The sequence below is a fragment of the Chryseolinea lacunae genome, from assembly GCF_016735595.1.
GTDB classification, from domain to species: Bacteria; Bacteroidota; Bacteroidia; order Cytophagales; family Cyclobacteriaceae; genus Chryseolinea; species Chryseolinea lacunae.
The window spans coordinates 1,248,024-1,271,752 of record NZ_JAERRB010000001.1 but is presented as its reverse complement, the minus strand read 5'-3'; the positions used below and the strand labels follow the sequence as shown (position 1 = coordinate 1,271,752).

Here is a 23,729-nt window from a genome sequence, read left to right as displayed (position 1 = left end):
AGTGGCAATTGATGCTACTGTTTTGTTACAGTAGCACCAACGCTAAAAAATATTAGAACTCCTCCAATACCATCTCTTTATTCACCATCATTCCCGCCGCCGCGCCCATGGCCACTGCATTGGCCACAGTGCGCATGCCTGTGGTGTTGTCGCCGCAAGCATAAACGCCGTCGACTGTGGTTTTTTGAAAGGCGTCAATCTTGATAAAACCGCTCTCGTTCAACTCGCATCCAAGGCTTTGGGGAATGTTGCAATGTTGTTCGAACGACGTGCGCGAATAGAGGGCTTTCAGCGAAAAGGTGCTGCCGTCTTTGAAATGAATGTTTCTGAGGTGTCCGTTGGTGTGCTCCAGCTTTTCTATTTCTGTTTCCACGGTTTTGATGTTGTGCGTTTCCAGCTTCGCGGTTTGGTCGGCGGTGAGCGTCGATGGTCCGTTCGTGAACAGCGTGAGGTCGCGGGTCCAGTTCGAAATAAATTTAGCAAACTCGAAGCCGGGTTCGCCGTTGGCCAGGATTCCGGTTCGTTCGTGCTTCACTTCGTAGCCGTGACAATACGGACAATGAATCACGGTGATGCCCCAGCATTCGGCATGCCCTTCAATGTCGGGCATGATGTCTTTGATGCCGGTGGCGAAGATCAGTTTTTTGGCGTGGAACGTTTCTCCCGAGTCGGTGCGGATGCTGAAGTTCTTTCCGTCTTTCGTTCCGCTTGTGGCCAGCCCGTTGAAAAACGTAACGGTGTTGTAGGCTTGCACTTGTTGCCGGGCAAGCGTTGCAATTTCTTTTGGTGTTTTGCCGTCGTGGGTAATGAAGTTGTGGGAGTGCGGGGTCTGGCGGTTGCACGGTTTGCCGTTGTCGATAATCAGGACCTGCTTCAGGGAACGGCCCAACGCCATGCCTGCAGCAAGTCCTGAATAGCTTCCGCCAACGATGATGACATCAAAAAGGCTGTTGTCTTTCATTTTTGGTTCTGGTTTTATTTCTTGTCGCTAGGCGGCGCGATGATGCGGAGAACAAAGTCTACAAACGGCACCCCCACAAACACGATCCACGGCACCAACGAAAGTGTCAACAGGAAAGTTCTCTGATACAGGGGCAGCAGCGACAACGGCTCGCCAAACACATAGAGGAACAATGTGATGGAAGGATAGATGACAACCCATATTTTGGCCGTAGCCAACAATCTTGCTTTTGTTTTCATGCGTGAATTACTTTTAAAGTTTATGTACTGCAAAAGTATGCGCACAGCGATTCACCGTGATAGGACAAAATTGTGATTTGATAGGACTCACAGAAACGCGCGTCGAAAAGCGTCGGGTGTGTGGCGGGTATGTTTTTTGAAGAAGCGTATAAAGTAAGAAACATCTTCGTAGCCCAATTGATAGGCGATCTGGTTCACCTGCGCCGATGTGGCCAGAAGATTTCGTTTGGCTTCCAGCACAATGTGTTCCGTGATCACTTCCGAACCCGTTTTGCCCAGCATGGCTTTGGTGATGGCGTTGAGTTGAAAAGGAGAAAGGTTCAGCAAATCGGCATAGTGCGAAACCTGTTTGTGCGTGGCGATGTGTGTTTCCAGAAGCTCCAGAAATTCGTCGAGCCGTTCCTGTGCATAAGGGGCCACAGGCTTTGATGCGCTTTTTCTATTTTGTCGGCTTCGGATGAGCTCGATGAAAAAAACGCCCATGTGCGCTTTGATAACGTCTTTGTAGCGTTCGTGCTTGCTGGTGTATTCCTGGAAAATGGTGGACATGATGGCCTCTATTTTTTTGAATTGTTCGGCACCGGGTTTACACAAATCGGGCTGCGTAGCCTGCCGCAACACATCGCCTGCACTCTTGTCGTGAGAACGATAGAAGTCGGTCGTGAATTCCATCAGATACCCCGAGCTTTTAGCATCCAGCACAATGCTGTGCACCTGCCCGGGGCGCATCATGAAAATCGAGTTGTCTGCTATTTTGTGTGAGGTGAAATCTATTTCATGACGACCCGTTCCCTTCTTCAACACAAAGATGTGGAAGAAGTCATGCCGGTGCAGTTCCTGAATCATGTCTTTGCCACCCAGTATGTTGCGCACGTCGCGTATGTTGAAACTGTCGGACGGGTTCAACTCGTTTTGCGCTGAAGGAAGACGACGTACGGGAATGGTTTCCATGGCTGCTTATTCCTTGTTCAGCACCGCGATCTCATCGGCATTTTGGGTAGTCTTATACTCAAACTGTAAAACGCCTTTTTCAGAAGTCTTTGCTTGCTTGTGAGGTTTGGTATTGATGACTATGGTGTAGTTGCTGTTGGGTTTGAGGTTGTTGATTTGATACACCAGTTTGTTCGAGGCAACATCTTTCGACGACTGCGTAAACGCCAGCTCATTCTCATTCCAGGTTTTGATGTCGAGCGTCAGGTTGCTCTTCGGGGCGGTGGTCACATTTAGCGACGCTTTGTTTGTGTTACCATGAAAGTAGGCAAGCGTCTTGTCGGCCGCGAAGAAACCAAAATTTGTTTTGGAGACTATTTTGAAATTGCCATTCGAAACGGCGTACTGGTTCAGGTTGAGGTCGATCGTGAGGGGTTGATTCTGATAGGTGTATCGCACTTGCGTTCCCGCCAGGGATTCGGTGATGTGTGGGTCAAGATAGAAACGGTTGTAGCGCGGGTTGATGCCATAGATGCCCTGATACAAGCCCACCACCGAGAGGCTGTTGCCCGACAGAATGTCGTCGCCGAGACCGTCTTGTTTGGCGCGGCCATAACGTTGAAAGGCCAGGCCGTCTTTGGCATATTGGGCCAGCACATTCTTCACATACTTCAGGGCCAGTTCGGGTTTGTAGTCGGCATACGCTTTCACGGCCACCGCTCCCCACGACAAAAAGATGTCGCCGTTCTCGTAGTTGGGAAAAGGGAATTGCCAGTCGTTTCCTTCGCCGGGTGCGTAGGTCGAGAGGCACAGTGGCCAGAAGAAAAGATTTTCTTTTTGCATGTGTGTTTCAATGTCGTCCAGTATGGTTTTTCTCCGGACATCGTCCGTGCAGATGCCGTAGGTAATCACCATAAAGTTCACGGGCGTCACCATGTTGGTGCCGTGGATGGAGCCATCTTTGTCGCGCCAGTGGATGTAGCAATTTTTCTCTGCATCCCAGAGGCCACCGGTGGTGGTGGGTTTGTTGAAACTCGCTTTCAGTTTTTCGGCGGCTGCCGTATAAAGTTTCTCTTTTGTGGTGTTGCCCAATTGGTTTTCGATATCGGCCCACAGCACCAGCGCGTGGTAAAGTTTGGCGTTGACAAAAGCATTTTCGTATGCAGCCCAGATGATGTCGATCCAGTCGCTTCCCCGTTTTTGCGTGTGGCTGTCTGTCATCATTTCCACCAGCCCGTTGCCGTTGGTGTCGCGTTTCAATATCCAGTCCAAAGCCTTTTCGCATGCCTGCTGCTGCGACTTCACCCAGCCAAGATCTCCCGTTTGGTCGTAGAGTTCGGCAACGTTCGTAACAAAGTCGGGATTTGAATCCAACAGGTATCCCCATTGAGCTTCATAAAAACCTTTGTCGGTGAAGCCCTTGGGCATGGCGTCTTCGTTGCTGTAGGCCCACCGTGGCCACACTCTGCCGTCGGGCTTGATGGCGTTGTCGCGATAATAGTCAAGACATTGCTGATATCCTTTCAGGTAGGCCGGGTCGTTTATGGCGAGGCCCATTTGTGCGATGTATTGTTCGTGCAGGCAGATGGGGCCATAGGGTGTGTGCCAGCTGTTGCCGCCAAAGTGTTGTTTGTCAATCACACCGATCCGTGCAATGGTGTTGAGCACGGCGCTCACTTGTTCCCCGTTAATGCCCATCAACTTTCCCCTGCCGAATTTTTCTTCGAAACCAAAATACGAAAGCGTGATGCTTTGACTTGACTTGCCCGCCGCGATTTCGATTGGCGCCCACACATCGGTGGTGTCGCGCACATAGCGTCGGCGGTGAGTGTCGGCGTCAAAGCGTGGCACAATTTCCGTTGGCGACACGGCGATGCTGTAGGCGAGACGGTCGTTCATGGTGCGGCTATAGTCCATGGCCACGTGCTTGCCGGGCGCGGCAGTTGCTATGGTGAGGCCGTTACCGGTTTTGCTGTTCCAGAATCGTGATGAGCTGCTGTGCACGCCATAGGTGTCGCGTTTTTTGTTGAAGAGATAGAACCAGGCCAGCCCGCCATAATCCTGATAGGCACCTTCCCAGGTGTCGATGCTGCTGAACATGAACACCGGAAAACCTACTTGCTCGGCCACGATGGTTTTTGAAGCAACCCTGTCGATATCAAATTTTACGGCGTCGTTGCTGATGGTGAACGTCCACGTTTCGGTTATCGTCAGGTTCTTGTCGCCATAGCGGATGTTGCCGATGCTGACGGTGGTGTTGGAGGTCTTCACCGTTGGATCTGCCAGCAGTTGAAGACTGGAATAGGTAGCGTCCTTTGTTCTGATGTTTGAATAGACACCGGCATCACCCTGAACAACCTGCTGGCCATTTATTTGCAGCAGCGAGATGTTTGCTTTTTTATTATAGTCAAGGGTCAGGGTTATTTTCCCGTTTCCAAAAACCACTGTTTTTTCCTTACTGTTGTTTTTTATTTGCACGGATTGCGCGAGGCCGTTATGCCATGCAATAAAAAAGCTGACGATGCAAAAGAAGTAGAGTGGTTTGCGGATAGCCATGGGCTGGTGTTTGTTTGGTGGGAAGAACGGATTTAAATATACTTCATTTGAGATATTTTTTTCGCCCGGTCACGGGGATTAACACAGATTTGAAAATTCTCCGTCAATTGTTATCCTTGCCTTTTAATCATCATACGATCTGCACACAAGCGGACTGAATTGAACCAACATCATTGTCAATGTTTACCCGGGAAGAGGCATCGCGCACAAGACACGAGTTCTGGACCACCTTTGGCCGATACATGAACCCCGTGCTCTCCGCCGAAGGCACCAAGGTGAATTGGGTCAACTATCACACAAAAATCAAAGATCTCTACTTTCGCATGGATGCCGGTCTGAAGTCGGCCACCATTTCTATTTCGCTCGAACAACACGATGCCGGCATACAGGAACTATACTTCGAGCAGTTCCAGCAATTTAAAGACCTGCTGCACGAAGCGCTGGACGAAGAATGGGAATGGCAACTGCACGTTGCCGTGGAAGGAAAGGTGGTGAGCAGAATCAGCAAAACGTTGCCCGGGGTATCGGTGATGAACAAAGATCACTGGCCCGACCTCATTTCGTTTTTCAAACCCCGCATCATTGCACTGGATGGTTTTTGGGAAAACGCGAAGTATAGTTTTGACGGGTTGAGGTGAAGCCCGGGAGACAGGCTCCATCCTGACGCATCAATTCCTCACAATCTCCACTTCAATTCTGTTGTTGGCATCCGCATTTTCGTAGATGGCCAGCACGGCGCCGTAGCCCTGAATGGCGATGCGCCCGGCCGCAATGCCTTTGCTCACCAGATAGGCCTTGACAACCTCGGCCCGTTGGCGCGACAATTCTTTGGCTGAACCCTGCCCGTGTTTGTTGGCCGGATCAAGCGCAAAAAAGTTGGTGCTGCTTCCCATCGTCGTGATCTCGCCAGACTCGGCGCTGCTGGTGTGACCAAACAGCCTGATCTTGTAGCGCGGGTTGGCCATGAGGTTCAGCAACTCCGTGAGCTCTTCTTCCGAAGCCGGTGTGAGGATCGCGGTCTTGTCGAAAAATTTCACGTTCTCCAATTCAATATAGTCACCCCGCACAATGGGCATGAGTGTGATGGGAATGATCACTTCGTTTTCAGTGCCAATGAATGCGCCTTTGATGCTTTGCAGCGGGTCGGCAAAGTTGATGGTTCGTTTTGCCAGCTTGTAGCCCAAGGGATTGCAAACCACCACGAGCTTTCCTTTTTCCGGGGCGTTCACCGTGATCCGTTCGTTCGCGTTGTAGTGTTCAACATGATCGTCGGGCTCTTTGTCGAGCACGTGGATGCGTGTGTTCACCGTTCTTTTGTCGGCACCGGTTGTCAGTTGAAAAACAAACGTTTTGTTGATCGGCTCAGGGGTTGATGGTGTGGACGTGATGGGTTGGGTCGCGTTGTTCTGCGTGGTGTCTTTGCCTGCAATAGGTTGGTCAATGGTAGGAGGAGCGTGTTGTGCGGCTTCATCCGTTTCCGCCTTGTCGGCTTCTGCTGTAGACTTGGCAATGTCCCCGCCTTCAAGCGGTCCGTTATAGATCCAGGCTTTTCGGAAGTCCGATTCGAGGCGAAGGCGGTAGGTTGTTTCGCGCGCAATCTGTTTGTCTTTTGTTACCCGCACATAGACGTAAAATAATTTCCGGTTGGTGTTGAACCCATAGCGGGCCGGATAGTTAAGCGTGTGAACCTGAGCCACAAAGCGTTCTGCATTCTGCTGGGAAGCAAACCCGCCCACCACCACATAGTAGTAAGGATAGAACTGGCCCTGGCCCGAGGCTTGGTTGACGGCAACCGTTAACAATATAACAAACACTAAAAATGCATTTCGCATTTCGGAAACTCCAGAACAAGCCCACTTCATCGACGAGTGAAAAATCTAAGTATAATCTAAACGAGCAGCGATTTAAATTCTATTTCCACAGATTCCAAATCCAGCACTTGATACAAAGGGAAAAAGAAATGTAAGCAGATGGTAATCGATAAAAATTTGAAGACGAGATGGTAGTAGCTTTCACAATACGGATTCCGGCGATGAATGGTTTGCCGGCGAATGTGAAGTGCAGTTTGGAGAGGTTGAAGCGACGGTTGGGCGAAGGGGTTTGAAATTGTCAATTCTTTCCAATAATCTCACGCCGATGCGATAACCCCCAATAATGTAACGCTTCCATCACCATCTCCAAAGACTTGCCATGTTCGGTGATGGAATATTCTACCGTGGGCGGGAAGGTGTCGTAGACATCGCGCTTCACCAACCGGTTCGCTTCCAAACTTTTCAGTTCTTTCGAAAGGGTTTTGTCGGTGATGCCGTGCACTTCTTTTGAGATTTGTTTGAAGCGCTTCGGGCCGGCCGACAGGGCGAACAAAATCAACAGCTTCCATTTTCCTTCCAGGGCCTCCAGGGCATCGCGGATGGAAAGCATCGTCTTGGGGCAACCGCCGTTGGTCAGCATGGTGTGAGGATTAAGAAGGTTATGTGTGCGCTTGTCTGGCGATACTATCCCGTTGGATAGCGCTATCCAAACAGGAAGCGCTGTCGGTGGGGTAGCAAATATAAATACTTTTGATGCTGTATTAAAAAAATAGCATCGCATGACACATCAACAAAAACCTTCGAGGATAATTCATATCGGCCTTTGGGTGGTACAAGTTCTTTTGGCAATCAATCTCGTCTGGGCTGCCATGGTGAAGTTGTTTCAGCCCATCGAACAATTGTCGGCCATGTGGCCGTGGACCGGGCAGGTTTCGGTGGCGCTGGTGAAATTCACGGGGCTTGTCGATTTGATGGGAGCGGTGGGATTGATACTGCCCGCGCTGTTGCGCGTGAAGCCAACACTCATACCCATCACAGCGCTGTTCATGATAGTGCTTATGGTGTGCGCCAGCATTTTTCACATTGCCCGCGGCGAAGCTTCGTTGATTGGTGTGAATGTGGTGGTGGCAGTGCTTGCTGCGTTTGTGGCGTGGGGCAGGTTTATGAAAGCACCTATTGTTCCGAAATGAAACCCGTTGGTTCAGGTTGTGATGATCCACTGAATTCTGAACGTTCGTTTCTCCAACACTCATGCGCTGTTGAATGAATAATTCCGGGAATCTACGGATGATAGTCATTCTTAAATAACTTTTTCATAGGGCTTCTGGGGCTTCATGCCACAGGGCTTAATACTTTTGATGACGTTCCGGAAATGAACAGCCACGCCCCACCAACGAACATGACCTGGTTCTGAAAAGGTGAATGGAAGTCATTTTACGCGCTGGCAGCACTGGCATGATATTGATATAGGATGTTGTAAATTGACCTGCCTTATGTTTAAGACCATATTCCATGCAGCCTGGCGACACCTCACCAAGAACAAAGTGTCGGCCATCCTCAACGTGACCGGACTCACCATTGGCCTGGCCACCTGCCTCATCATCGCGGTGTGGGCCGAACGCGAATTGACGTTCGATAATTTCCATGCCAACGCCGATGCCAAATTCAGGATCTGGAATGAGTTTAAAAGCGAAGCCGAAACGTTCACGCAAGCGCCATCGGGTGTCGCGTTGGGTGCGCAATTGCCCAAAGAAATTGCCGACATCGCCAGCGCCTGCCGTGTATTCAATTCGAGCTTTCAGTTTAAATATGAAGGCGAAGTATATGTGGAGAACAAAGTGGTTATAGCAGACTCCACATTCTTTTCATTCTTCAATTTTCCCATCGTGTCTGGCTCGGCACAACGCCTGCTAACCAATCCCGATCAAGTGGTGTTCACACGTTCGGCCGCGATCAAATATTTTGGTAGCGTCGAAAAGGCATTAGACAAAATAGTGCTCATGAATGATGTGCCCGTCACGGTGACAGCAGTTGTGGAGGATGCCCCCGCCAACGCCCACATTCAGTTCGACATCGTGGTTCCCTATATGACCATGCATCGCTATGCCATGGAACATTGGAAGCAGGACCTCGACAACCAATGGTTAGGCGGTTGGCCTCACACCTACATTGAGATTCACGATGCATCGAAATGGAAGTCGGTAGAAAAGATGGTGAACCAGGTGGTGGCCGAACATTCGAAGAAAGCCTGGGCAGACAACAAAATGTCGTATCAATATTTTCTTCAGCCCATCAAAAGCATCCATCTTCATTCTCATCACCGCTACGACTCGGCCAACAACGGCGATGTGATGACGGTGCGTGTGTTCATTGCCGTGGCTATTCTGGTGTTGCTGCTGGCCTGCTTCAACTACATCAACCTGACCACCGCCACCTCGGTGCGGCGTGCCAAGGAGATTTCGCTGCGCAAAGTGGCCGGTGCCAGCAAAGGACAACTGATACGTCAATTCCTTTTCGAGACCTTTGTCACCACCGTGCTTGCTGTGGTGGTGGGCGTGGCGTTGGCGCAAATGGTGTTGCCGCTCTTTTCAACGTGGATGGGGCAGTCGTATTCAATACCGTTCGACGGTCTGCATGTGCTGGGACTCGGCGCCTTTGTGTTGGTCGTCACCCTGTTGTCGGGCATCTATCCGTCCATCGTGCTTTCTTCATTTCAACCGATGGTGGCGCTGCGTGGAAAATTCTTCAGCAGCGAGAGTGGACAAACTTTTCGGAAAGCGTTGGTGGTACTTCAGTTCACCATCTCCACCGTGTTGCTCATTTCCATTCTCACCGTGAACCGACAGATGCAGTTCATCGCCAGCAAGCCCCTGGGCTATGAGGGCAACGGCGTGCTCACGATAGATTTTAATGGCGACGAAAGTGTGCAGAAACGGTATCAGGTGTTGCGCGACGCGTTGCTCACGGCGCCCTACATCGAGGGCACCAGTCAGCACAGCGCCAGTGTGGTGGGAGGCCTGGGCAACGGCTGGATCAGCACGCGCGACAAAGACGACAAGGAAGTGACCACCAGCATCTATCAAATGAATGTGGACCCTGACTATTTCGATACATACAAAATGAGTTTTGTGGCCGGTCGTCACTTTCTGCGAGGCACAGCCGATTCGGCAAAGGCCGTGTTGGTGAACGAAGCCGCCGTGAAGAACCTGGGGTGGGGTACTGCCGAAAATGCCCTGGGCAAACCCTTTGGTAACGGCGACAATACACGCTATGTGGTTGGAGTGGTGCGCGATTTTCACTTCGAAAATCTCCACGTGGCCGTTCAACCCCTTCTTGTTGGATATTCCATAAACGGCGACAACATGTCGGTGCGTGTAAACACGGCGCACCTGCAGGAGGGAATGGAACACCTGCAAACCTCCTGGAAAAAGATCATGCCCGAAGTGCCGTTGCACTATAAATTTATAGACGAATCGCTCGCTCAGCAATACGCCAACGAGCGCAAAATGGAAACGGTGTTTTATGTTTTTGCTGCCCTGTCATTTTTCATAGCCTGCCTGGGCTTGTTTGGACTCTCCACGTTCATGATCCGTCAGCGCCTGCAGGAGATCAGCATCCGCAAAGTGTTGGGGGCTCCGGTCGCGAAAATTGTGTTGCTGCTCACAAAAGATTTTTCAAAGCTCGTGCTGCTGTCGGTGCTCATTGCCACGCCCATTGGGTGGATGCTCATGAAGGAATGGCTCGCCACATTCACCTATCACACCACGGTGGGCTGGGTTGTGCTGGTCATTGCACTGGCCATACCCCTGCTGATTTCAGTACTCACCGTGAGCACGCAAGCCATCAAGGCTGCCTGGGTGAACCCCGCCAAGATTCTGCGGTCGGAATAAGTTTTTTGTTTCTGTTTTGCGAATGGGGAGGCCGTTAATTCCGGTGCTTGCCTCCCCATTCGCTAAGCTGCTTCAGAATCGGTGTCAGCTCCAAAGCTTTCGCCGTAAGCTCATATTCCACGCGGGGTGGAACTTCGGCATAGACCGTGCGCGTCAGCAATCCATCGTTTTCCAACGCCCGCAGTTGCAGGATCAGTATACGTTCGGTGATGGACGGAAATTCTTTCTTAGTTCGCCGAAGCGAAGCGTTTTGTTTTCCAGGCTGCTTAAAATCTGTAGTTTCCATCGCCCGTCAATCGTGTTGATTGCATAGGTGAGATCACAGGCCGTGAGATTTTTTTCGTTGTGGGTATACGTTGAGTTTTCCTTTCGCGCTGCCATTCCTTACATGTTTGTTAGTGTCATACAAATGCCGGTGGCACTGCGTACGTGCATAGACTACCGCTAGTTTTGAAGGAAAGTTCAAAACCGAATTATTTATGGATCTGTATCTGAAAGGAAAAACCGCGGTGGTGTCTGGCGCAAGCCAGGGCATTGGTCGTGCCATTGCCAAAACGCTGGCGTTGGAAGGCGTGCATGTGCTGGCCACGGCCAGAAATGAAGATTTGTTGAAGAGTCTTGAAGCGGAGGTTGTCGCGGCCGGGGGCGTGTCACCGATCACACTCATACAGGATTTTGTGGCGCCCGATGGCCCGCAAAAAATTGCATCGGCAGCACTGGCGAGCCTGGGCCATGTAGACATTCTCATCAACAACGCAGGCCGCAGTCGCCCGTTGGATGTGGTTGGAGCAGAGGAGGAGTGGAGCGCCGCCATGACGCTGGACTTTGATCGCCACCGACAACTGACGCAGCAGTTGTTGCCGCATCTTATGGAACGCAAGACCGGCGCCATCGTGAATCTGGCCAGCACATACGAGTTGCGTTCCATCAATGCGTCGGCCGTGGCCAAGGCGGCGGTGGTGGTGTGGTCGAAGCAGCTGTCGGCACAACTGGGTCCCTATGGCATCCGGGTCAACTGCCTGCAACCGGGCCTCATCGACACCGAAAACATTCGCCCGTTTTTTCCCGGCGACGAGCGTCGGAAATTTGCTGAACGCGAAATTGCCCTGGGCGATTTTGGCGCACCACAAGACGTAGCCAACATGGTTACATTCCTGGTGTCGCCCCGCGCCCGCTACATCACCGGCACGGTGGCCGTAGTGGATGGTGGCTTGCGGCATTATCCGTTTTGAGCATTGCGTTATCTCACAGCACAGCTCCTGCAGCAATGGCACGACTGTGCTGTTTTTTTATGATGAACGCTAACGCGAATTTATTTTGCTTTGGTAAACTGCCCGAAGTGCCAGAGAATTCCCGACGGGTCGTGCAGAAAACATTCCCGTCCCCAATCGTGATGGCGAATAGGAACCAGCTTCACACCTTCGTATTTCGATGGCAGGTCTAAGGCCACAAGATCATTCCAATAACGATCCACATCCTTCACTTCCACAAACACCATCGTGTTGTCGATCCAGTCCTTCACATAGGCGTCCTGCAAATAAAATCCCAACGCCTCGATTTTGAATAGCGACATGCCAGGCGCCAAAACAACTTCCTCAAAGCCGCAGGCTCTGTAGAAGCTCCGCGACACGTCAAAGTTTTTGGCACCGATGAAAGGACGAATGGATACTGTGTTTGGTTCCATGAATTGTTTTTTAGTTTTGAGGCTTCGGTTTCTAATTCAAGTGTCTGAATTCTTTTGGCGACTTCCCTGCTTTTGTCTTAAAAAGTTTTGTGAAGTGTGAGGGATGTTCAAAGCCAAGGGCATAGGCAATTTCGCTGATCGATTTGTCTGAACTCCACAACATGGACTTGGCCCGCTCCACAAGTTGCAGGTGAATGTGTTCCTGCGTGGTTTTGCCCGTGTAGCGTTTCAGAAGATCCGATAGATAGTTAGGAGACAAATTTAACTGTGATGCAAAATGCTTCACATCGGGCAATCCGGTTTCGATGAGCGAGTCTTGCGAGAAATAGTCCAGCAACAACTTTTCAAATTGCTGCACGATGTCGTGGTTCACGTTGGCGCGGGTAATGAACTGCCGGTCATAGAACCGGTCGCAGTAGTTGAGCAGCAGCTCGATGTTGCTCACGATAACGCCTTGCGAATGTTTGTCGATGGGCTGGGTGTATTCGCGTTTTATGTTTTCGGCACAGTCCCTCAGGATGGCCTTCTCTTCGTCCGACACATGCAGGGCTTCGTTGGCATCATAGTGAAAAAAAGAATACGTATTGATTTTTTTGCCAAGCCCTGTCCGGTGCAGCAGGTCGGCATGAAAGAACAGACCCCAGCCTTCGTTGTAGGAAATTTTCCGTGTGGTAGAAATGGCCTGGCCGGGAGCTGTGAACACCATGGTGCCTTCGTCGAAGTCGTAGAATGACTTGCCGTATTTCATGGTGCCCTTCAGTTGTTTCAGATAGACGGAATAGAAACCCAAACGATAGGCGGTTTCCTCATCCCTGAAATTTTCGCGTGTCACTTCTTTCAGGTCCACGAACGACACCAAGGGATGCCGCGGCTTGGCGCAACCGTATAAGGTATGCAGTTCGGAAAGGGTTGTGATATCGACAAATTGGTTTGGCATGACGATAGAATAAAAGTACAGAAAAATAAAGATCAGTCAGCAGCACATCTCCGGCCATGGTGGTGTGCTGCCTGGTTTTGATCACAGATACATTCCACCGGCCACTTCAATGCGTTGTCCATTCACCCACTTGGCATCGTCCGAACACAAGAAGGCAACCACACCTCCGATATCGTCGGCCTGACCAATGCGGGGCAGGGCGGTGATGGACTTGATGAGTTCCTGCACCTGTGGTGTTTCTCTTAACCGTCCGCCATTGAAGTCGGTGGCGATGGCGCCGGGGGCCACAACGTTGGCGCGAATGAAGCGCGAGCCCAGTTCTTTTGCCATGTATTTTGTGAGCGTTTCAACGCCCGACTTCACACTGGCATAGGCACCGCTGCCCGGATGGGTGAAGCGCGTCAATCCCGACGACAGGTTCACAATTGCGCCGCCATCGTTCAGGAAGGGCAGTGCTTTTTGCGTAAGAAAAAAAACACCCTTCAGGTGCACCTGCACCAGCTCGTCAAATTGTTCTTCCGACGTCTGCGCAAACGACGGCACAACAATGCCATGGCCAGCGTTGTTTATCAGAAAATCAAAACGTTCGGCGTGAAAGGTGTCTTTGAGAGCACTCTGCAAAGTTTGAAAAAAAGCGTCGAACGTTTTCACCATGCCCGTGTTGAGTTGCAAGGCCACCGCGCGTCGACCCATTTTTATGATTTCGCCGACCACTGCCGAGGCTTCATCTTTTTTGGAGTTGTAGGTAATGATCACGTCGTTTCCCTTCCGGGCCAGGCTCAGGGCCATGTCTTTTCCCAGCCCGCGGCTTCCGCCGGTTACCAGGGCAATTTTTGTTGTTTCCATTTTTTGATAAGTTTTTAATATGGCACAAAGCTGACCGTAAAATCAAAGACTGATTTATATCCATCCACGCATTCCTTATACTTTTCAAGGATGGCCCCAAAAGAATCGTTTTTTCTCTAAACAAGGCAGCTGGGAATTTAGATTCGGGTATCTTATGTTTGTGGCGAAAAAAGTGCGCGTGGCAGACCTTTCAAATAAAAAGTTTACTCACCGGTGCAGGCGACACAACCTATGTCATTCCCCTGAACAAGATAAACGCGCTGCCTTTGATAGTTGAATACTGCACGATGGACGGCGTGGACCTCGTGGAATATCAAACCGCTCCCGAAGTAGGCGCTATTCGTTCCTTAAATTTTCAGCCGGATTTTGAATCGATGCACGATAGGTTTGTGGAACGATCAGTAAAATTCCCAGACACAACAACATCCCGAAGCACAACACTAAACTTCCGATGCCGAGTGTTACCTGGTTGGCAAAATTGGTCAGGAAGAATTTGCTCAGCATATAGCCGAGAGGAAGCGCGATACAACCGGCAACGACCAGCAACATCAGATAACCTTTCGACAGCAGCGCGATGATGGACACGATGTGCGCCCCAACCACTCTGCGGATGCTGATTTCCTTGCGACGGGTTTCCACGGTGTATACAACCAGCCCCAGCAACCCCAACGCGGCAATAGACAAGGTGGTGAACGCCAGGAAGCCCAGCAACGAAACCGTGGCGCGTTGTGAGTAAGATTCTTCCAGCGTCCGGTCGAGCCAGCGGTAGACGAAGGGATGTTGTGGATAGATAGTTTTCCAGATGTTCTCCAGGTCTTTCACCGCGGCCGATGTTTTGGATTCGTGCACGCGGAGGGTGAGTAGCGCATAGCCTTCGGGTTTGCAGCGGATCATCATGGGCCGTATGGCATTGCCGAGTCCTTCGTGATAGAAATCTTTCAGCACACCGGCAACGTGCAGGTTCACACTGTCGTTGGCCTGCAGGTATTTGCCAATGGCGTCACCGTTTGTTTTCAAACCCAGGGCTTTCACGGCGGCTTCGTTGATCAACACCTGGTCGCCGCGTTGTTCGGCGGTTTTGTCGAAGTTTGCACCCGCCACCAATGTGAGATTAAAAACGGGCACCACGCCGGCATCGCCCGCATAGCTCGACACCTTCACCTTTTGCTGATCGGGCAAACCCAGTTGCAATGCTGAAACCGCGCGGCTTCCAAAACTCTGCGACACGGCCGCCACCTGTTGCACGGTGCTGCGTTCGTCGAGCGCTGTTTTAATGACCGACCGGTCTTTGGGATTGATGTGAATGCTGATGCAATTGTCTTTTTGAAAACCATTGTCACCGCTGGCCAGAAACGAAAACTGCCGGTAGAACGTGCTCAGAAAAATCATGACCAGCAGCGACAGCGAGAACTGAAACACCAGCAATGCCTTGCGCAGGGTGAGCGCGCCCATGATGCGTTGTGCCCCCACGTTCTGCAACATCTTCACCGGCCTGAACGACGACAGTATCCACGCCGGAAGCGACCCCGCCAGAAATCCGACCACCAGGGCAAATAGTAAAAAGCACGACATCACTTTCCAGTTCATGGCCATGCTGGGTATAAATTCATAGCTGTCGTTAAAAGGTTTGTATTCCAGGATGAACTCCAGCATGACCTGCGCAAAACACAACGCCCCCAAAGCGATGACAACAGCTTCGACAATATACTGCGCAAAGATCTGTGTGCGCCGCGCACCGGCCAGTTTGCGTATGCCCACTTCGCGCGTGCGCGACAACGAGCGGGCAATCGACAGGTTGGTATAGTTGAACGTTGCCGAGATGAGGATGATGAAAGCAATGCTCACTTCGGCAATGATCTTGCCCCACGAACCTCCGCGCGCAATGTCGTTGTTGATATGGTCCCAGCCGGGTGTGACCGATGCCAGGGGCTGCAACTCGAACGCATAACTTCCTCCCGCTGTCGATTCTTTTGTGATCGTGCGGCTGATGTTGTTGAGGACATTGTTCAGCGCGGCCTTGGTGGCGTGTGGTTGTAAGGTCACGTAGGTGTAGCCATACTCAAACGAATCCCACGTCTGCGATTTTTTCGACAGGCGTCCCAGGTGTTCAAGGGGCGCCACGGTGGACCACGAAACGTAGGCATCGAATTCGAAATGCGATTTTGCCGGAGGTTCATTCAACACGCCAGTCACCAGAAATTCTCCAAAGTTTTTCAGCGTCACGGTTTTGCCCAGGGGATTCACGTTACCAAAAAACGTTGTGGCCATCCGGTTCGACAAGACAATGCTGTAGGGATGGTTGAGCGCAGTTTGTGGGTTGCCATGCTGCAGCGAAAATCCGAACACCCGAAAGAACGAGGGTTGGGTGAACGCGCCTGCCATCGGCAATTCTTCAACGCCTCCCACCAACGTGGTGTTCAGTGCCGGATACAAACTGGTAGTGGCGGCAATAGCCTGGTCGTTGGGGACAAGTGCGTCGGTGAGGGGAAGCGGGGTGCTGGCCAGTCGCCACGAGTCGCCACCGGCGCTGTTGATGCGCGACAGGATGCGATAGGATTGTGAAAGGTTGGGATGAAAGGTGTCGTAGCCAAAAAAGTCGATCGTGCGCACCATAATCATCATGCAAACGGCCATGCTCAGCGACAGCCCGGCAATATTGATAAACGAGAAGAGCCGGTGCTTTAACAGACTTCTCCAGGCAACGACGAGGTAGTTTCTGAACATAGACAAAGGTTTTGCCCGTGGTATTCAAGGATTGGGCCAATCTAAAATTACGCCTTTCTCCGGGTTATGCCACGGTGCCTGTCAATGTATAAATTCGATTGCGAACAACATCGTTCGGAAATGAGACTTGGGTTGGGCGGTGTTGCGTTGGTTTGCTGTTGGACAATTGGTCCGCGAGAGGGCACCACAGTACTTGGTATTTCATTTAAAACAGAAAAAGACGTTGTATCTTTAACCGTTGTTCCGGTTCGGGCCACGTCAAAAAAAAATCAAGGTGTTTGAGTCTTTCAAGAAATATATTCTAAGCCGGGTTGTCATCACGGATGCGGAGTTTGAACGCATTGCTGCCGTGAGCACCATCAGAAGGCTCCGGAAAAAACAGTACCTGTTGCAGGAAGGCGACGTGTGGCGATTTAATGCTTTCGTAGTCAGCGGGCTGGTGAGACTGTATCGTGTAGACGACAAGGGCACGGAACACGTGGTTAATTTCGCGAAAGAAAACTGGTGGACCGGCGACCGCGAAAGTTTGCTATCGGGCAAGCCGTCGAAGTTCAACATCGATGCCGTGGAGCCCACCGAAGTGTTGCTGATTGGCAAGGAAGAGTTTGACGTGATCTGCCGCGAAATTCCCGCCATGGCCACAATGGTGCACGACATCATCCAGAAAAGTTTCGTGGCCACCCAAAACAGACTCCTGGTCCACAAGGATTTTACGGCCGAAGAAAAGTACCTCGACATGATGGAGAAGTATCCCGATTTCATCCTTCGCATCCCGCTTGGCATGATCGCGTCCTATCTGGGCATCACCCCCGAAACCCTGAGCCGGATCCGGAATCAGGTCAAGAAATAAATAGTCACAGTCATCACGTGTCAACACCAGGCCGTCTTTTTGCACGCGTTGTCCGGCACTTGATATAGATCAATTCCTTTCTTATTTCAGATCATTTTCCTGCGGCGAGGGTCGACATAGCTTTGTTCCAACAAAAAAAACAAAACCATGTCACAAGTAATTTTAGTAACCGGTACAAGTACCGGCATGGGCAAATTAACGGCCCTCACGTTGGCAAAAGCAGGTCACACCACCATTGCCGCCATGCGCGACACCAAGGGAAAAAATCAGGCCGTCGCGAAAGAACTTGCCGCGGTGCGCAATATAGAAGTGCTGGACTTCGATGTCACCAGCGACCAGTCGGTGGAAGACGGCATCGGGCAAGTGATTTCGAAACACGGCAAGATAGACGTGGTGGTGAACAACGCGGGTGTTGCCGGGTTTGGGGTGGCCGAAGCCTACACGCTGGATCAGGTGAGGAAAATGTTTGATGTGAACTTCTACGGTGTGTATCGCACCTACCAGGCCGTGTTGCCGCACATGCGGTCGGCGAAGTCGGGGTTGATCATCAACCTGTCTACCGGAGCAAGCGGCTTCACGTTGCCGTTTATGGTTCCCTACTTTGCTTCGAAGTTTGCCATGGAATCGCTGGTGGAAGGTTTCGACCTGGAATTGAAGCCGTATAACATCGAGAACGTGAGCATCGCTTCAGGTGTTTATCCAACCGAAATGAACAACGGATCCAAGGCTGGCATCGGTGCCAACAAAGAGGCGATTGTTGTTGCCTATGGCGAGGAGGCCACGAAGCGCTTCGAAGCGATGGGTGGTGCATTGTTTGGCAAGATGGCAGACTTCAACATGAATCCCCAAACGGTTGCCGATGGCATTCTCAACTTAATTGAAATGCCCAAAGGCACACGCCCGCTGCGCATCGCCATGGACGCCGTGGCGCTGGGTGCCGATCAGGAGTTCATGGATACACGTGCCGCCATGAAAGACAAATGGGTGAAGAACTACGGCTTTCCCTTCTGATGATTTTCACATCATGACAAAGCCGGTCGGATCGTTTTGGTCCGACCGGCTTTTATGTTTTTTGTGGATGATAATCATGATGCGGCGACAGGAGCACACACGAGTTTTAATTTCGTTTCGCTACTGATTTTGGTATTCACCGCGGTGTGTTCCCTTATTAACATAGTGTTGTTCGCGATGACTCGCATTTGACTAAGTACTTCCTTCTTGATAGTTTTGCGCTGCATCGCGCCGACCCTTCATGAAAAGCAACCGTTCGTTTCAAGAGCTTTTTTCGGAATATTATCCGATGCTGGTGGCGTTTGCCTTTCGGTTTGTCAGGGATCAGGACACGGCCAAAGACATCGTGCAATCCGTCTTCATCAAACTCTTCGAAAAAAAAGACACACTGCTTGTTCACGACAGCATGAAGGCCTATTTGTATAAAGCGGTTTTCAACGCTTGTGTCAATCATAAAAAGAGCGAGGCCGTGCGGCTGGGGCATCATGAACTTTATGCACGCGAGTTGAACACCGACGGATTTGAAGAGGCCGTGGAGCAAACAGAAGAGGAGCACAAACTCTATAACGCCATCAAAAAGCTACCGCCCAAATGCCAGCAGATTTTTGTGATGAGCCGTCTCGACAATCGTAAGAATCAGGACATTGCCGATGCGCTGTCCATTTCCATACGCACCGTAGAAACGCAGATTTCCAATGCCCTTCGCCTGCTGCGGGAGACGCTTTCTTTCTTTTTATTCTAAATTCTAAAAAAAGTTTTCGATCGCCTACGTGTTTTGCCCGGCCGCGCTGTCATAGGGGAAACACGACCTCATGCGCGACACGCTCAATCCCGAACTGCTCAGCCGCTACCTGGCCAACAAGGCCACGCCGGAAGAGATCGACCATGTTGAAAGCTGGATGCTCCACAACGAAATCGACCGCTCTACGCTCCAGAAACTGGCCACACCGCCGGAAGGTGTGCGGGTGATGCTGGCTGTGGATGCCGATGCCGACTGGAAAAAGGTGAACGCACAGCTTCAGCAGCATTCTCAACGTGGTCGTCTATGGCTCAAAATTGCTGCTTCGCTGGTTTTGGTTGGACTGGTGGGAGTGGCTGCCTACAAAACCGTATTCACATCGGCGCCCGTGGCCTATACAACAGCCATCAACACAACACAACACGAAAAACAAATTGTGCTTGCCGATGGCAGCACCGTCTATCTCAACGGCGGGGCATCCGTTCGCTACGCCGAAAATTTTGCGGAGGCCCGAAACCTGGAACTGCAAGGCGAAGCTTTCTTTGATGTGAAGCGCGACGAGCAGCATCCGTTCACCATTCAGGCGCAGCAATGCGAAGTGAAAGTGCTGGGCACATCGTTTCTGGTGGATGCCGACAGCGCGTTGGTGGAAGTTGTGGTGAAGACCGGCAAGGTTTCGTTTCGCTCGCCCGACAATCAAATGGTTCAGCTTGTGAAAAATGAAACCGGCGTTTTCGATCCGGGCACAAACCAGCTGACCGAAAGAACCAGCAACGACTCGAATCGTTTGTCGTGGCAAAGCCATGTTCTTGTTTTTGAAAATGCGCCGATCGACCGCGTGGTGCATGACCTGGAGAAACATTTTGGTGTTAGTATAACCCTGCGGGGTGTCGGAAAAGTTGTTCCGTTATATACATCCACATTCACCAACCCGACCTTAACCGAAGTGCTCGATGAAATGAAATTGATCCTGCCCATGGAGTATGCATCGTCGGGAAAAGCCATCACGATCAACATAAAATAATAGTCAGATCTCTATGCGTCGTTCGATCTATACCAAAGTGTTTCTTATCCTGGTGCTGATGGTTTTGATGGCTTTCAGAATCATGGCGCAGGATGTGGCCTCGCGCCGCATCACGGTGCCCCAAAAGGAATGCTCTATCCAAACTGTTTTCACGGAGATGAAAGGGCAAGGCAACATTGTGCTTTCCTATGGCAACAGCCTTCCGCTGAACCGGGTACTTAAATTTGAAACAACCAACGTTGCCGTGTCCACGATTTTGCGCCTGATCAGGGAAGCCACGGGCTTCACCCATAAAATCCAGGGCGACAAAATCATTCTCATTCCGCCCGCAAAAAAATATTCGGTCAGTGGTTTTTTACGCGACGAGGCCAGCGGCGAAAACCTGATCGGAGCAAACATCTACACGCTTCCCGATTTTCGCGGCACCACCGCCAATGCATACGGATACTACAGCCTTACCCTGTTGTCGGATAGCGTCACGCTCTCCGTCTCCTATGTGGGCTATCAGACAAAACGCATGAAGTTCTTTCTGGAAAAAGATACTGTGCTGAATGTTAGCCTCACGTCGGAAGTGTTGGATGAAGTGGTGGTGACGAGCGATGAATCGGCCAGAGACATCACCCACATGAGCACCGTGGAGATGTCGGTTGGTCAGCTTGAAGCGTTGCCCCGGCTTGCGGGCGAAGTGGATGTGATGAAAGGACTTCAATTGCTGCCGGGTGTGCAGGGTGGATCAGAGGGTTCGAGCGGGCTCTATGTGCGCGGCGGAAGCCCCGACCAAAACCTGATCCTGCTCGATGGCGTGCCGGTCTATAATGTGTCGCATTTGTTTGGGTTCTTCTCGGTGTTCAACTCCGACGCCATCAACCATGTGGAGCTCATCAAAGGCGGGTTTCCCGCGCGGTATGGCGGGCGACTTTCGTCGGTGGTGAACATCACCATGAAAGAAGGCAATCAGCAGGAGCTTCACGGCGAAGGATCGATCGGGCTGGTGGCCTCGCGGCTCACGCTTGAAGGGCCTATCAAAAAAAACAAATCGTCGTTCATCATTTCCGGCAGGCGAACGTTTGCCGATTTGTTTGTTCGCCCCATTCTCCGGAAAACATCGGATGGCAAAGAAGATCAGGGCTATTATTTCTATGATGTGAACGCCAAGTTCAATCAAACCATCAACAGTCACAATCGCCTCTACCTGAGCGCATACTCGGGCAGAGACAAGACCCGCACGTCAACCACCGAAGAACTGTTTCGTGACGATGTGCACTACCGCCGGAAAGATGACTATGACCTGGCCTGGGGAAACATCACCACCGCGCTGCGCCTCAACAGCGTGCTCACGCCAACGTTGTTTTCGAATATCACAGCAACGTATAGTCGTTTCAAAATGGATACCCGAAAGGAGATTGACGAGTTCACCAAAAACTCGAAGGAAGAAAAACACGATCATTTCAAAAATCTGTATACGTCAGAGATCCGCGACTTCGCCCTGAAGGCCGACATAGACTACATTCCCAGCCTCACGCATGCCATCAAGTTCGGTGGCTATGGCATCGCGCATGAGTTTTCGCCGGGATCGCTCACCTATCGCGTAGGCGCTGCCGACACAACCGTTGGGTCCTATCGAATTAATGCCGTGGAGTTTGGTGCCTATGCCGAAGATGACATCACGGTGTCGAAGCGCCTCAAGGTCAACCTGGGGGTTCACTATTCGGGCTTTCATGTGGAAGCAAAAAAGTATAGTTCCGTGCAGCCCCGGCTTGCGCTGCGCTACCTGGTGTCTGACAAAATTTCGGTGAAGGCATCCTATGCGCAGATGCAGCAATACATCCACTTGCTCAGCAATGTGGGGGTGGGGTTGCCCACCGACCTTTGGGTGCCGGCCACATCCGTAGCCACACCCGAGCAATCGTGGCAGGGCGCCGTGGGGTTCACCTACAATCCCGACAACACCTATGAATTGATAGTGGAAGGATATTATAAAAACATGACCGGCCTCGTGGAATACAAGAACGGCGCAAGCTTCATGAACCTCGACAAAGACTGGCAAACAAAAATTGAAACCGGCAACGGCGAAAGCTATGGCGGTGAAATTTTTCTGAAGAAAAAAGAAGGCGCCTGGACGGGCTGGCTCGGCTACACGTTGTCGTGGGCCTATCGCAAATTTGAAAACATCGACAACGGCCGCCGGTTCCCTTTTAAATATGATCGTCGCCACGATCTTGAACTGGCGGTGATCTACACCTGGAACAAACGCATCGACCTTGCGTTCACCTGGGTGTATGGCTCCGGATATCCCACGTCACTTCCCACAGCGTCGTATTCGGGTTATCATGGCGATGATCATGCCGACTTCGGATATCATTATGGCTATGCCTATCCGTCGCGAAACAATTTTCGCATGCGGGCCTATCACCGCCTGGATGTGACCCTGAGTTTTTTCAAGCAAAAAAAGTGGGGCGAGCGAAAATGGATCTTCGGGTTGTATAATGCCTACAGCCGCAACAATCCGTTCTACCTCTCCATTCAGGAAGATCCCACTGGGCAATCCAATTCAAAAGTCATTCAACACAGTTTGTTCCCGGTCATACCGGCCATTTCCTACACCTTTAAGTTTTGAACACATGCGCTCTGCTTCTATAATTTTTGTGCTGTTCGTCTTTGTTTCCTGCGGGTTGCAAACACAGGTTGAGCTCGACATTCCCGCAGAACAGCAAAAGCTCGTGGCCAATTGTTTTTTCTCAGCCGACAGCGTGTGGGATGTTCACGTTTGGAAAAGCAAACATGCACTCGACGCCAAGAACGTGGAAGCTGACCGTGTGCCCAATGCCACCGTGGTGGTGAAGGATGGTGCCACCGCCAATCCGCTTTCCTATGATGGACAATACCTCACCTTTCGGTCGAAAGAAAAAGCTACGACCGGAAAGTCGTATACGTTAACCGTGTCGGCTCCCGGCTACGAAACCATCGCGTCGACCGTAACCATTCCCGAGGCGGTTGAGATTGTGGAAGTGAAGAGCGAGCGCACCTTGTTTCCCGAAATGCCGGAGTATTATCAGCGCATCTTCGAGATCCGGTTCAAAGATCCGGCACACCGGTTGAACTATTATGCGTTGTCCATTCAAAACGTTAGCAACAACTCGTTTAACCGCGAAAACACACCGATGCTGACGCGGCCGTTAAACCCCACGTTTGCAGAAGACTATTACTCGGAATGGTTTCAGCATTATAAAGTAAGCACCGCCGAATACAACCTCTTGTTCAACGATCGCCTTTTCGACGGCAGCGACTATACGTTTAAAGTCGCCTGCTTTGAGCAAAATATTGATGAGGCAACACCGCTGGAATATATCATCATCCTGAAATCAATAGGTGAAGAATATTATCAATACCGCGTCACCTACAATCTTCAACTGGAATCAAAAGACGATCCGTTTGCCCAGCCGGTGCAGATCTACAACAACATTCAGAACGGCTATGGAATATTTGCGGGCTACAGTCAGTCGGTGGTGAAGCACAAAGTCCGGTAG

21 protein-coding genes are annotated in these 23,729 nt (G+C 51.1%); 10 read left to right on the top strand and 11 right to left on the bottom strand.

The features are described from left to right. Nucleotides 1-52: 52 nt before the first annotated feature. From JI741_RS05095 to JI741_RS05080, 4 genes are all read right to left on the bottom strand, one after another. Entirely contained in the window at nucleotides 53-961 is a 909-nt protein-coding gene (locus tag JI741_RS05095) for an NAD(P)/FAD-dependent oxidoreductase (protein WP_202007909.1), read from the bottom strand. 14 nt (nucleotides 962-975) lie between these two features. Then, nucleotides 976-1,200 (bottom strand): putative antibiotic biosynthesis monooxygenase, encoded by a 225-nt coding sequence (locus JI741_RS05090; RefSeq protein ID WP_202007908.1) that lies wholly within the window; start codon nucleotides 1,198-1,200, stop codon nucleotides 976-978. Between the two features lie 87 nt (nucleotides 1,201-1,287). Further along, entirely contained in the window at nucleotides 1,288-2,151 is an 864-nt protein-coding gene (locus JI741_RS05085; protein ID WP_202007907.1) for a helix-turn-helix transcriptional regulator, read from the bottom strand. 6 nt (nucleotides 2,152-2,157) lie between these two features. After that, on the bottom strand, nucleotides 2,158-4,686 hold the full coding sequence (locus JI741_RS05080) for a trehalase family glycosidase (RefSeq protein WP_202007906.1): 2,529 nt from the start codon (nucleotides 4,684-4,686) through the stop codon (nucleotides 2,158-2,160). 179 nt (nucleotides 4,687-4,865) lie between these two features. Between JI741_RS05080 and JI741_RS05075 the strand changes: the two genes are divergently transcribed. Next, on the top strand, nucleotides 4,866-5,324 hold the full coding sequence (locus tag JI741_RS05075; RefSeq protein ID WP_202007905.1) for a DUF4268 domain-containing protein: 459 nt from the start codon (nucleotides 4,866-4,868) through the stop codon (nucleotides 5,322-5,324). A gap of 30 nt (nucleotides 5,325-5,354) precedes the next feature. Here JI741_RS05075 and JI741_RS05070 read toward each other — a convergent pair whose 3' ends face one another. Together JI741_RS05070 and JI741_RS05065 are read right to left on the bottom strand one after the other, a co-directional pair. Continuing rightward, nucleotides 5,355-6,500, bottom strand: coding sequence for an OmpA family protein (locus JI741_RS05070; protein WP_202007904.1), 1,146 nt, complete (start codon nucleotides 6,498-6,500; stop codon nucleotides 5,355-5,357). Nucleotides 6,501-6,795: 295 nt separating this feature from the next. Beyond that, complete coding sequence (locus JI741_RS05065) at nucleotides 6,796-7,137, bottom strand: winged helix-turn-helix transcriptional regulator (protein ID WP_202007903.1); 342 nt, start codon at nucleotides 7,135-7,137, stop codon at nucleotides 6,796-6,798. Between the two features lie 139 nt (nucleotides 7,138-7,276). On the opposite strand from JI741_RS05065, the gene JI741_RS05060 reads away from it, so the two are divergent. After that, complete coding sequence (locus JI741_RS05060; RefSeq protein ID WP_202007902.1) at nucleotides 7,277-7,687, top strand: DoxX family protein; 411 nt, start codon at nucleotides 7,277-7,279, stop codon at nucleotides 7,685-7,687. 303 nt (nucleotides 7,688-7,990) lie between these two features. Then, nucleotides 7,991-10,387 carry an ABC transporter permease gene (locus JI741_RS05055; protein ID WP_202007901.1) on the top strand — a complete coding sequence of 799 codons (2,397 nt, stop codon included), beginning with the start codon at nucleotides 7,991-7,993 and terminating at the stop codon, nucleotides 10,385-10,387. A 34-nt stretch (nucleotides 10,388-10,421) separates the two neighbouring features. Here JI741_RS05055 and JI741_RS05050 read toward each other — a convergent pair whose 3' ends face one another. Further along, nucleotides 10,422-10,673: a winged helix-turn-helix transcriptional regulator gene (locus JI741_RS05050; RefSeq protein WP_236675870.1), complete on the bottom strand. Its 252-nt coding sequence runs from the start codon at nucleotides 10,671-10,673 to the stop codon at nucleotides 10,422-10,424. A 193-nt stretch (nucleotides 10,674-10,866) separates the two neighbouring features. On the opposite strand from JI741_RS05050, the gene JI741_RS05045 reads away from it, so the two are divergent. Next, nucleotides 10,867-11,619, top strand: coding sequence for an SDR family NAD(P)-dependent oxidoreductase (locus tag JI741_RS05045; RefSeq protein WP_202007900.1), 753 nt, complete (start codon nucleotides 10,867-10,869; stop codon nucleotides 11,617-11,619). An 80-nt stretch (nucleotides 11,620-11,699) separates the two neighbouring features. Here the strand turns inward: JI741_RS05045 and JI741_RS05040 are convergent, their stop codons facing one another. The 4 genes from JI741_RS05040 to JI741_RS05025 form a co-directional block, all read right to left on the bottom strand. Then, the gene (locus JI741_RS05040) at nucleotides 11,700-12,071 is read right to left on the bottom strand and encodes a VOC family protein (protein WP_202007899.1); all 372 of its coding nucleotides are present in this window, start codon (nucleotides 12,069-12,071) and stop codon (nucleotides 11,700-11,702) included. Nucleotides 12,072-12,102: 31 nt separating this feature from the next. Further along, nucleotides 12,103-13,008, bottom strand: coding sequence for a helix-turn-helix domain-containing protein (locus tag JI741_RS05035; protein WP_202007898.1), 906 nt, complete (start codon nucleotides 13,006-13,008; stop codon nucleotides 12,103-12,105). 81 nt (nucleotides 13,009-13,089) lie between these two features. After that, entirely contained in the window at nucleotides 13,090-13,854 is a 765-nt protein-coding gene (locus JI741_RS05030; RefSeq protein ID WP_202007897.1) for an SDR family NAD(P)-dependent oxidoreductase, read from the bottom strand. A gap of 336 nt (nucleotides 13,855-14,190) precedes the next feature. After that, nucleotides 14,191-16,578, bottom strand: coding sequence for an ABC transporter permease (locus JI741_RS05025; RefSeq protein WP_202007896.1), 2,388 nt, complete (start codon nucleotides 16,576-16,578; stop codon nucleotides 14,191-14,193). A 274-nt stretch (nucleotides 16,579-16,852) separates the two neighbouring features. On the opposite strand from JI741_RS05025, the gene JI741_RS05020 reads away from it, so the two are divergent. From JI741_RS05020 to JI741_RS04995, 6 genes are all read left to right on the top strand, one after another. After that, nucleotides 16,853-17,428 carry a Crp/Fnr family transcriptional regulator gene (locus tag JI741_RS05020; RefSeq protein WP_202007895.1) on the top strand — a complete coding sequence of 192 codons (576 nt, stop codon included), beginning with the start codon at nucleotides 16,853-16,855 and terminating at the stop codon, nucleotides 17,426-17,428. A gap of 147 nt (nucleotides 17,429-17,575) precedes the next feature. Beyond that, nucleotides 17,576-18,439 (top strand): SDR family oxidoreductase, encoded by an 864-nt coding sequence (locus JI741_RS05015; RefSeq protein WP_202007894.1) that lies wholly within the window; start codon nucleotides 17,576-17,578, stop codon nucleotides 18,437-18,439. A gap of 241 nt (nucleotides 18,440-18,680) precedes the next feature. After that, the gene (locus tag JI741_RS05010; protein ID WP_202007893.1) at nucleotides 18,681-19,181 is read left to right on the top strand and encodes an RNA polymerase sigma-70 factor; all 501 of its coding nucleotides are present in this window, start codon (nucleotides 18,681-18,683) and stop codon (nucleotides 19,179-19,181) included. Between the two features lie 70 nt (nucleotides 19,182-19,251). Continuing rightward, a complete protein-coding gene (locus JI741_RS05005) occupies nucleotides 19,252-20,202 on the top strand; it encodes a FecR family protein (protein WP_202007892.1) in 951 nt (316 codons plus the stop codon). Between the two features lie 13 nt (nucleotides 20,203-20,215). Continuing rightward, the gene (locus tag JI741_RS05000; protein WP_202007891.1) at nucleotides 20,216-22,819 is read left to right on the top strand and encodes a TonB-dependent receptor; all 2,604 of its coding nucleotides are present in this window, start codon (nucleotides 20,216-20,218) and stop codon (nucleotides 22,817-22,819) included. A gap of 4 nt (nucleotides 22,820-22,823) precedes the next feature. Continuing rightward, nucleotides 22,824-23,729, top strand: a complete 906-nt coding sequence (locus JI741_RS04995; protein ID WP_202007890.1) for a DUF4249 domain-containing protein — start codon at nucleotides 22,824-22,826, stop codon at nucleotides 23,727-23,729.

What these genes read in the sequence shown, in the direction of transcription:
- JI741_RS05095 (WP_202007909.1), bottom strand. Translation starts at nt 961, where the DNA reads ATGAAAGACAACAGCCTTTTTGATGTCATCATCGTTGGCGGAAGCTAT.
- JI741_RS05090 (WP_202007908.1), bottom strand. Translation starts at nt 1,200, where the DNA reads ATGAAAACAAAAGCAAGATTGTTGGCTACGGCCAAAATATGGGTTGTC.
- JI741_RS05085 (WP_202007907.1), bottom strand. Translation starts at nt 2,151, where the DNA reads ATGGAAACCATTCCCGTACGTCGTCTTCCTTCAGCGCAAAACGAGTTG.
- JI741_RS05080 (WP_202007906.1), bottom strand. Translation starts at nt 4,686, where the DNA reads ATGGCTATCCGCAAACCACTCTACTTCTTTTGCATCGTCAGCTTTTTT.
- JI741_RS05075 (WP_202007905.1), top strand. Translation starts at nt 4,866, where the DNA reads ATGTTTACCCGGGAAGAGGCATCGCGCACAAGACACGAGTTCTGGACC.
- JI741_RS05065 (WP_202007903.1), bottom strand. Translation starts at nt 7,137, where the DNA reads ATGCTGACCAACGGCGGTTGCCCCAAGACGATGCTTTCCATCCGCGAT.
- JI741_RS05060 (WP_202007902.1), top strand. Translation starts at nt 7,277, where the DNA reads ATGACACATCAACAAAAACCTTCGAGGATAATTCATATCGGCCTTTGG.
- JI741_RS05055 (WP_202007901.1), top strand. Translation starts at nt 7,991, where the DNA reads ATGTTTAAGACCATATTCCATGCAGCCTGGCGACACCTCACCAAGAAC.
- JI741_RS05050 (WP_236675870.1), bottom strand. Translation starts at nt 10,673, where the DNA reads ATGGAAACTACAGATTTTAAGCAGCCTGGAAAACAAAACGCTTCGCTT.
- JI741_RS05045 (WP_202007900.1), top strand. Translation starts at nt 10,867, where the DNA reads ATGGATCTGTATCTGAAAGGAAAAACCGCGGTGGTGTCTGGCGCAAGC.
- JI741_RS05040 (WP_202007899.1), bottom strand. Translation starts at nt 12,071, where the DNA reads ATGGAACCAAACACAGTATCCATTCGTCCTTTCATCGGTGCCAAAAAC.
- JI741_RS05035 (WP_202007898.1), bottom strand. Translation starts at nt 13,008, where the DNA reads ATGCCAAACCAATTTGTCGATATCACAACCCTTTCCGAACTGCATACC.
- JI741_RS05030 (WP_202007897.1), bottom strand. Translation starts at nt 13,854, where the DNA reads ATGGAAACAACAAAAATTGCCCTGGTAACCGGCGGAAGCCGCGGGCTG.
- JI741_RS05025 (WP_202007896.1), bottom strand. Translation starts at nt 16,578, where the DNA reads ATGTTCAGAAACTACCTCGTCGTTGCCTGGAGAAGTCTGTTAAAGCAC.
- JI741_RS05015 (WP_202007894.1), top strand. Translation starts at nt 17,576, where the DNA reads ATGTCACAAGTAATTTTAGTAACCGGTACAAGTACCGGCATGGGCAAA.
- JI741_RS05010 (WP_202007893.1), top strand. Translation starts at nt 18,681, where the DNA reads ATGAAAAGCAACCGTTCGTTTCAAGAGCTTTTTTCGGAATATTATCCG.
- JI741_RS05005 (WP_202007892.1), top strand. Translation starts at nt 19,252, where the DNA reads ATGCGCGACACGCTCAATCCCGAACTGCTCAGCCGCTACCTGGCCAAC.
- JI741_RS05000 (WP_202007891.1), top strand. Translation starts at nt 20,216, where the DNA reads ATGCGTCGTTCGATCTATACCAAAGTGTTTCTTATCCTGGTGCTGATG.
- JI741_RS04995 (WP_202007890.1), top strand. Translation starts at nt 22,824, where the DNA reads ATGCGCTCTGCTTCTATAATTTTTGTGCTGTTCGTCTTTGTTTCCTGC.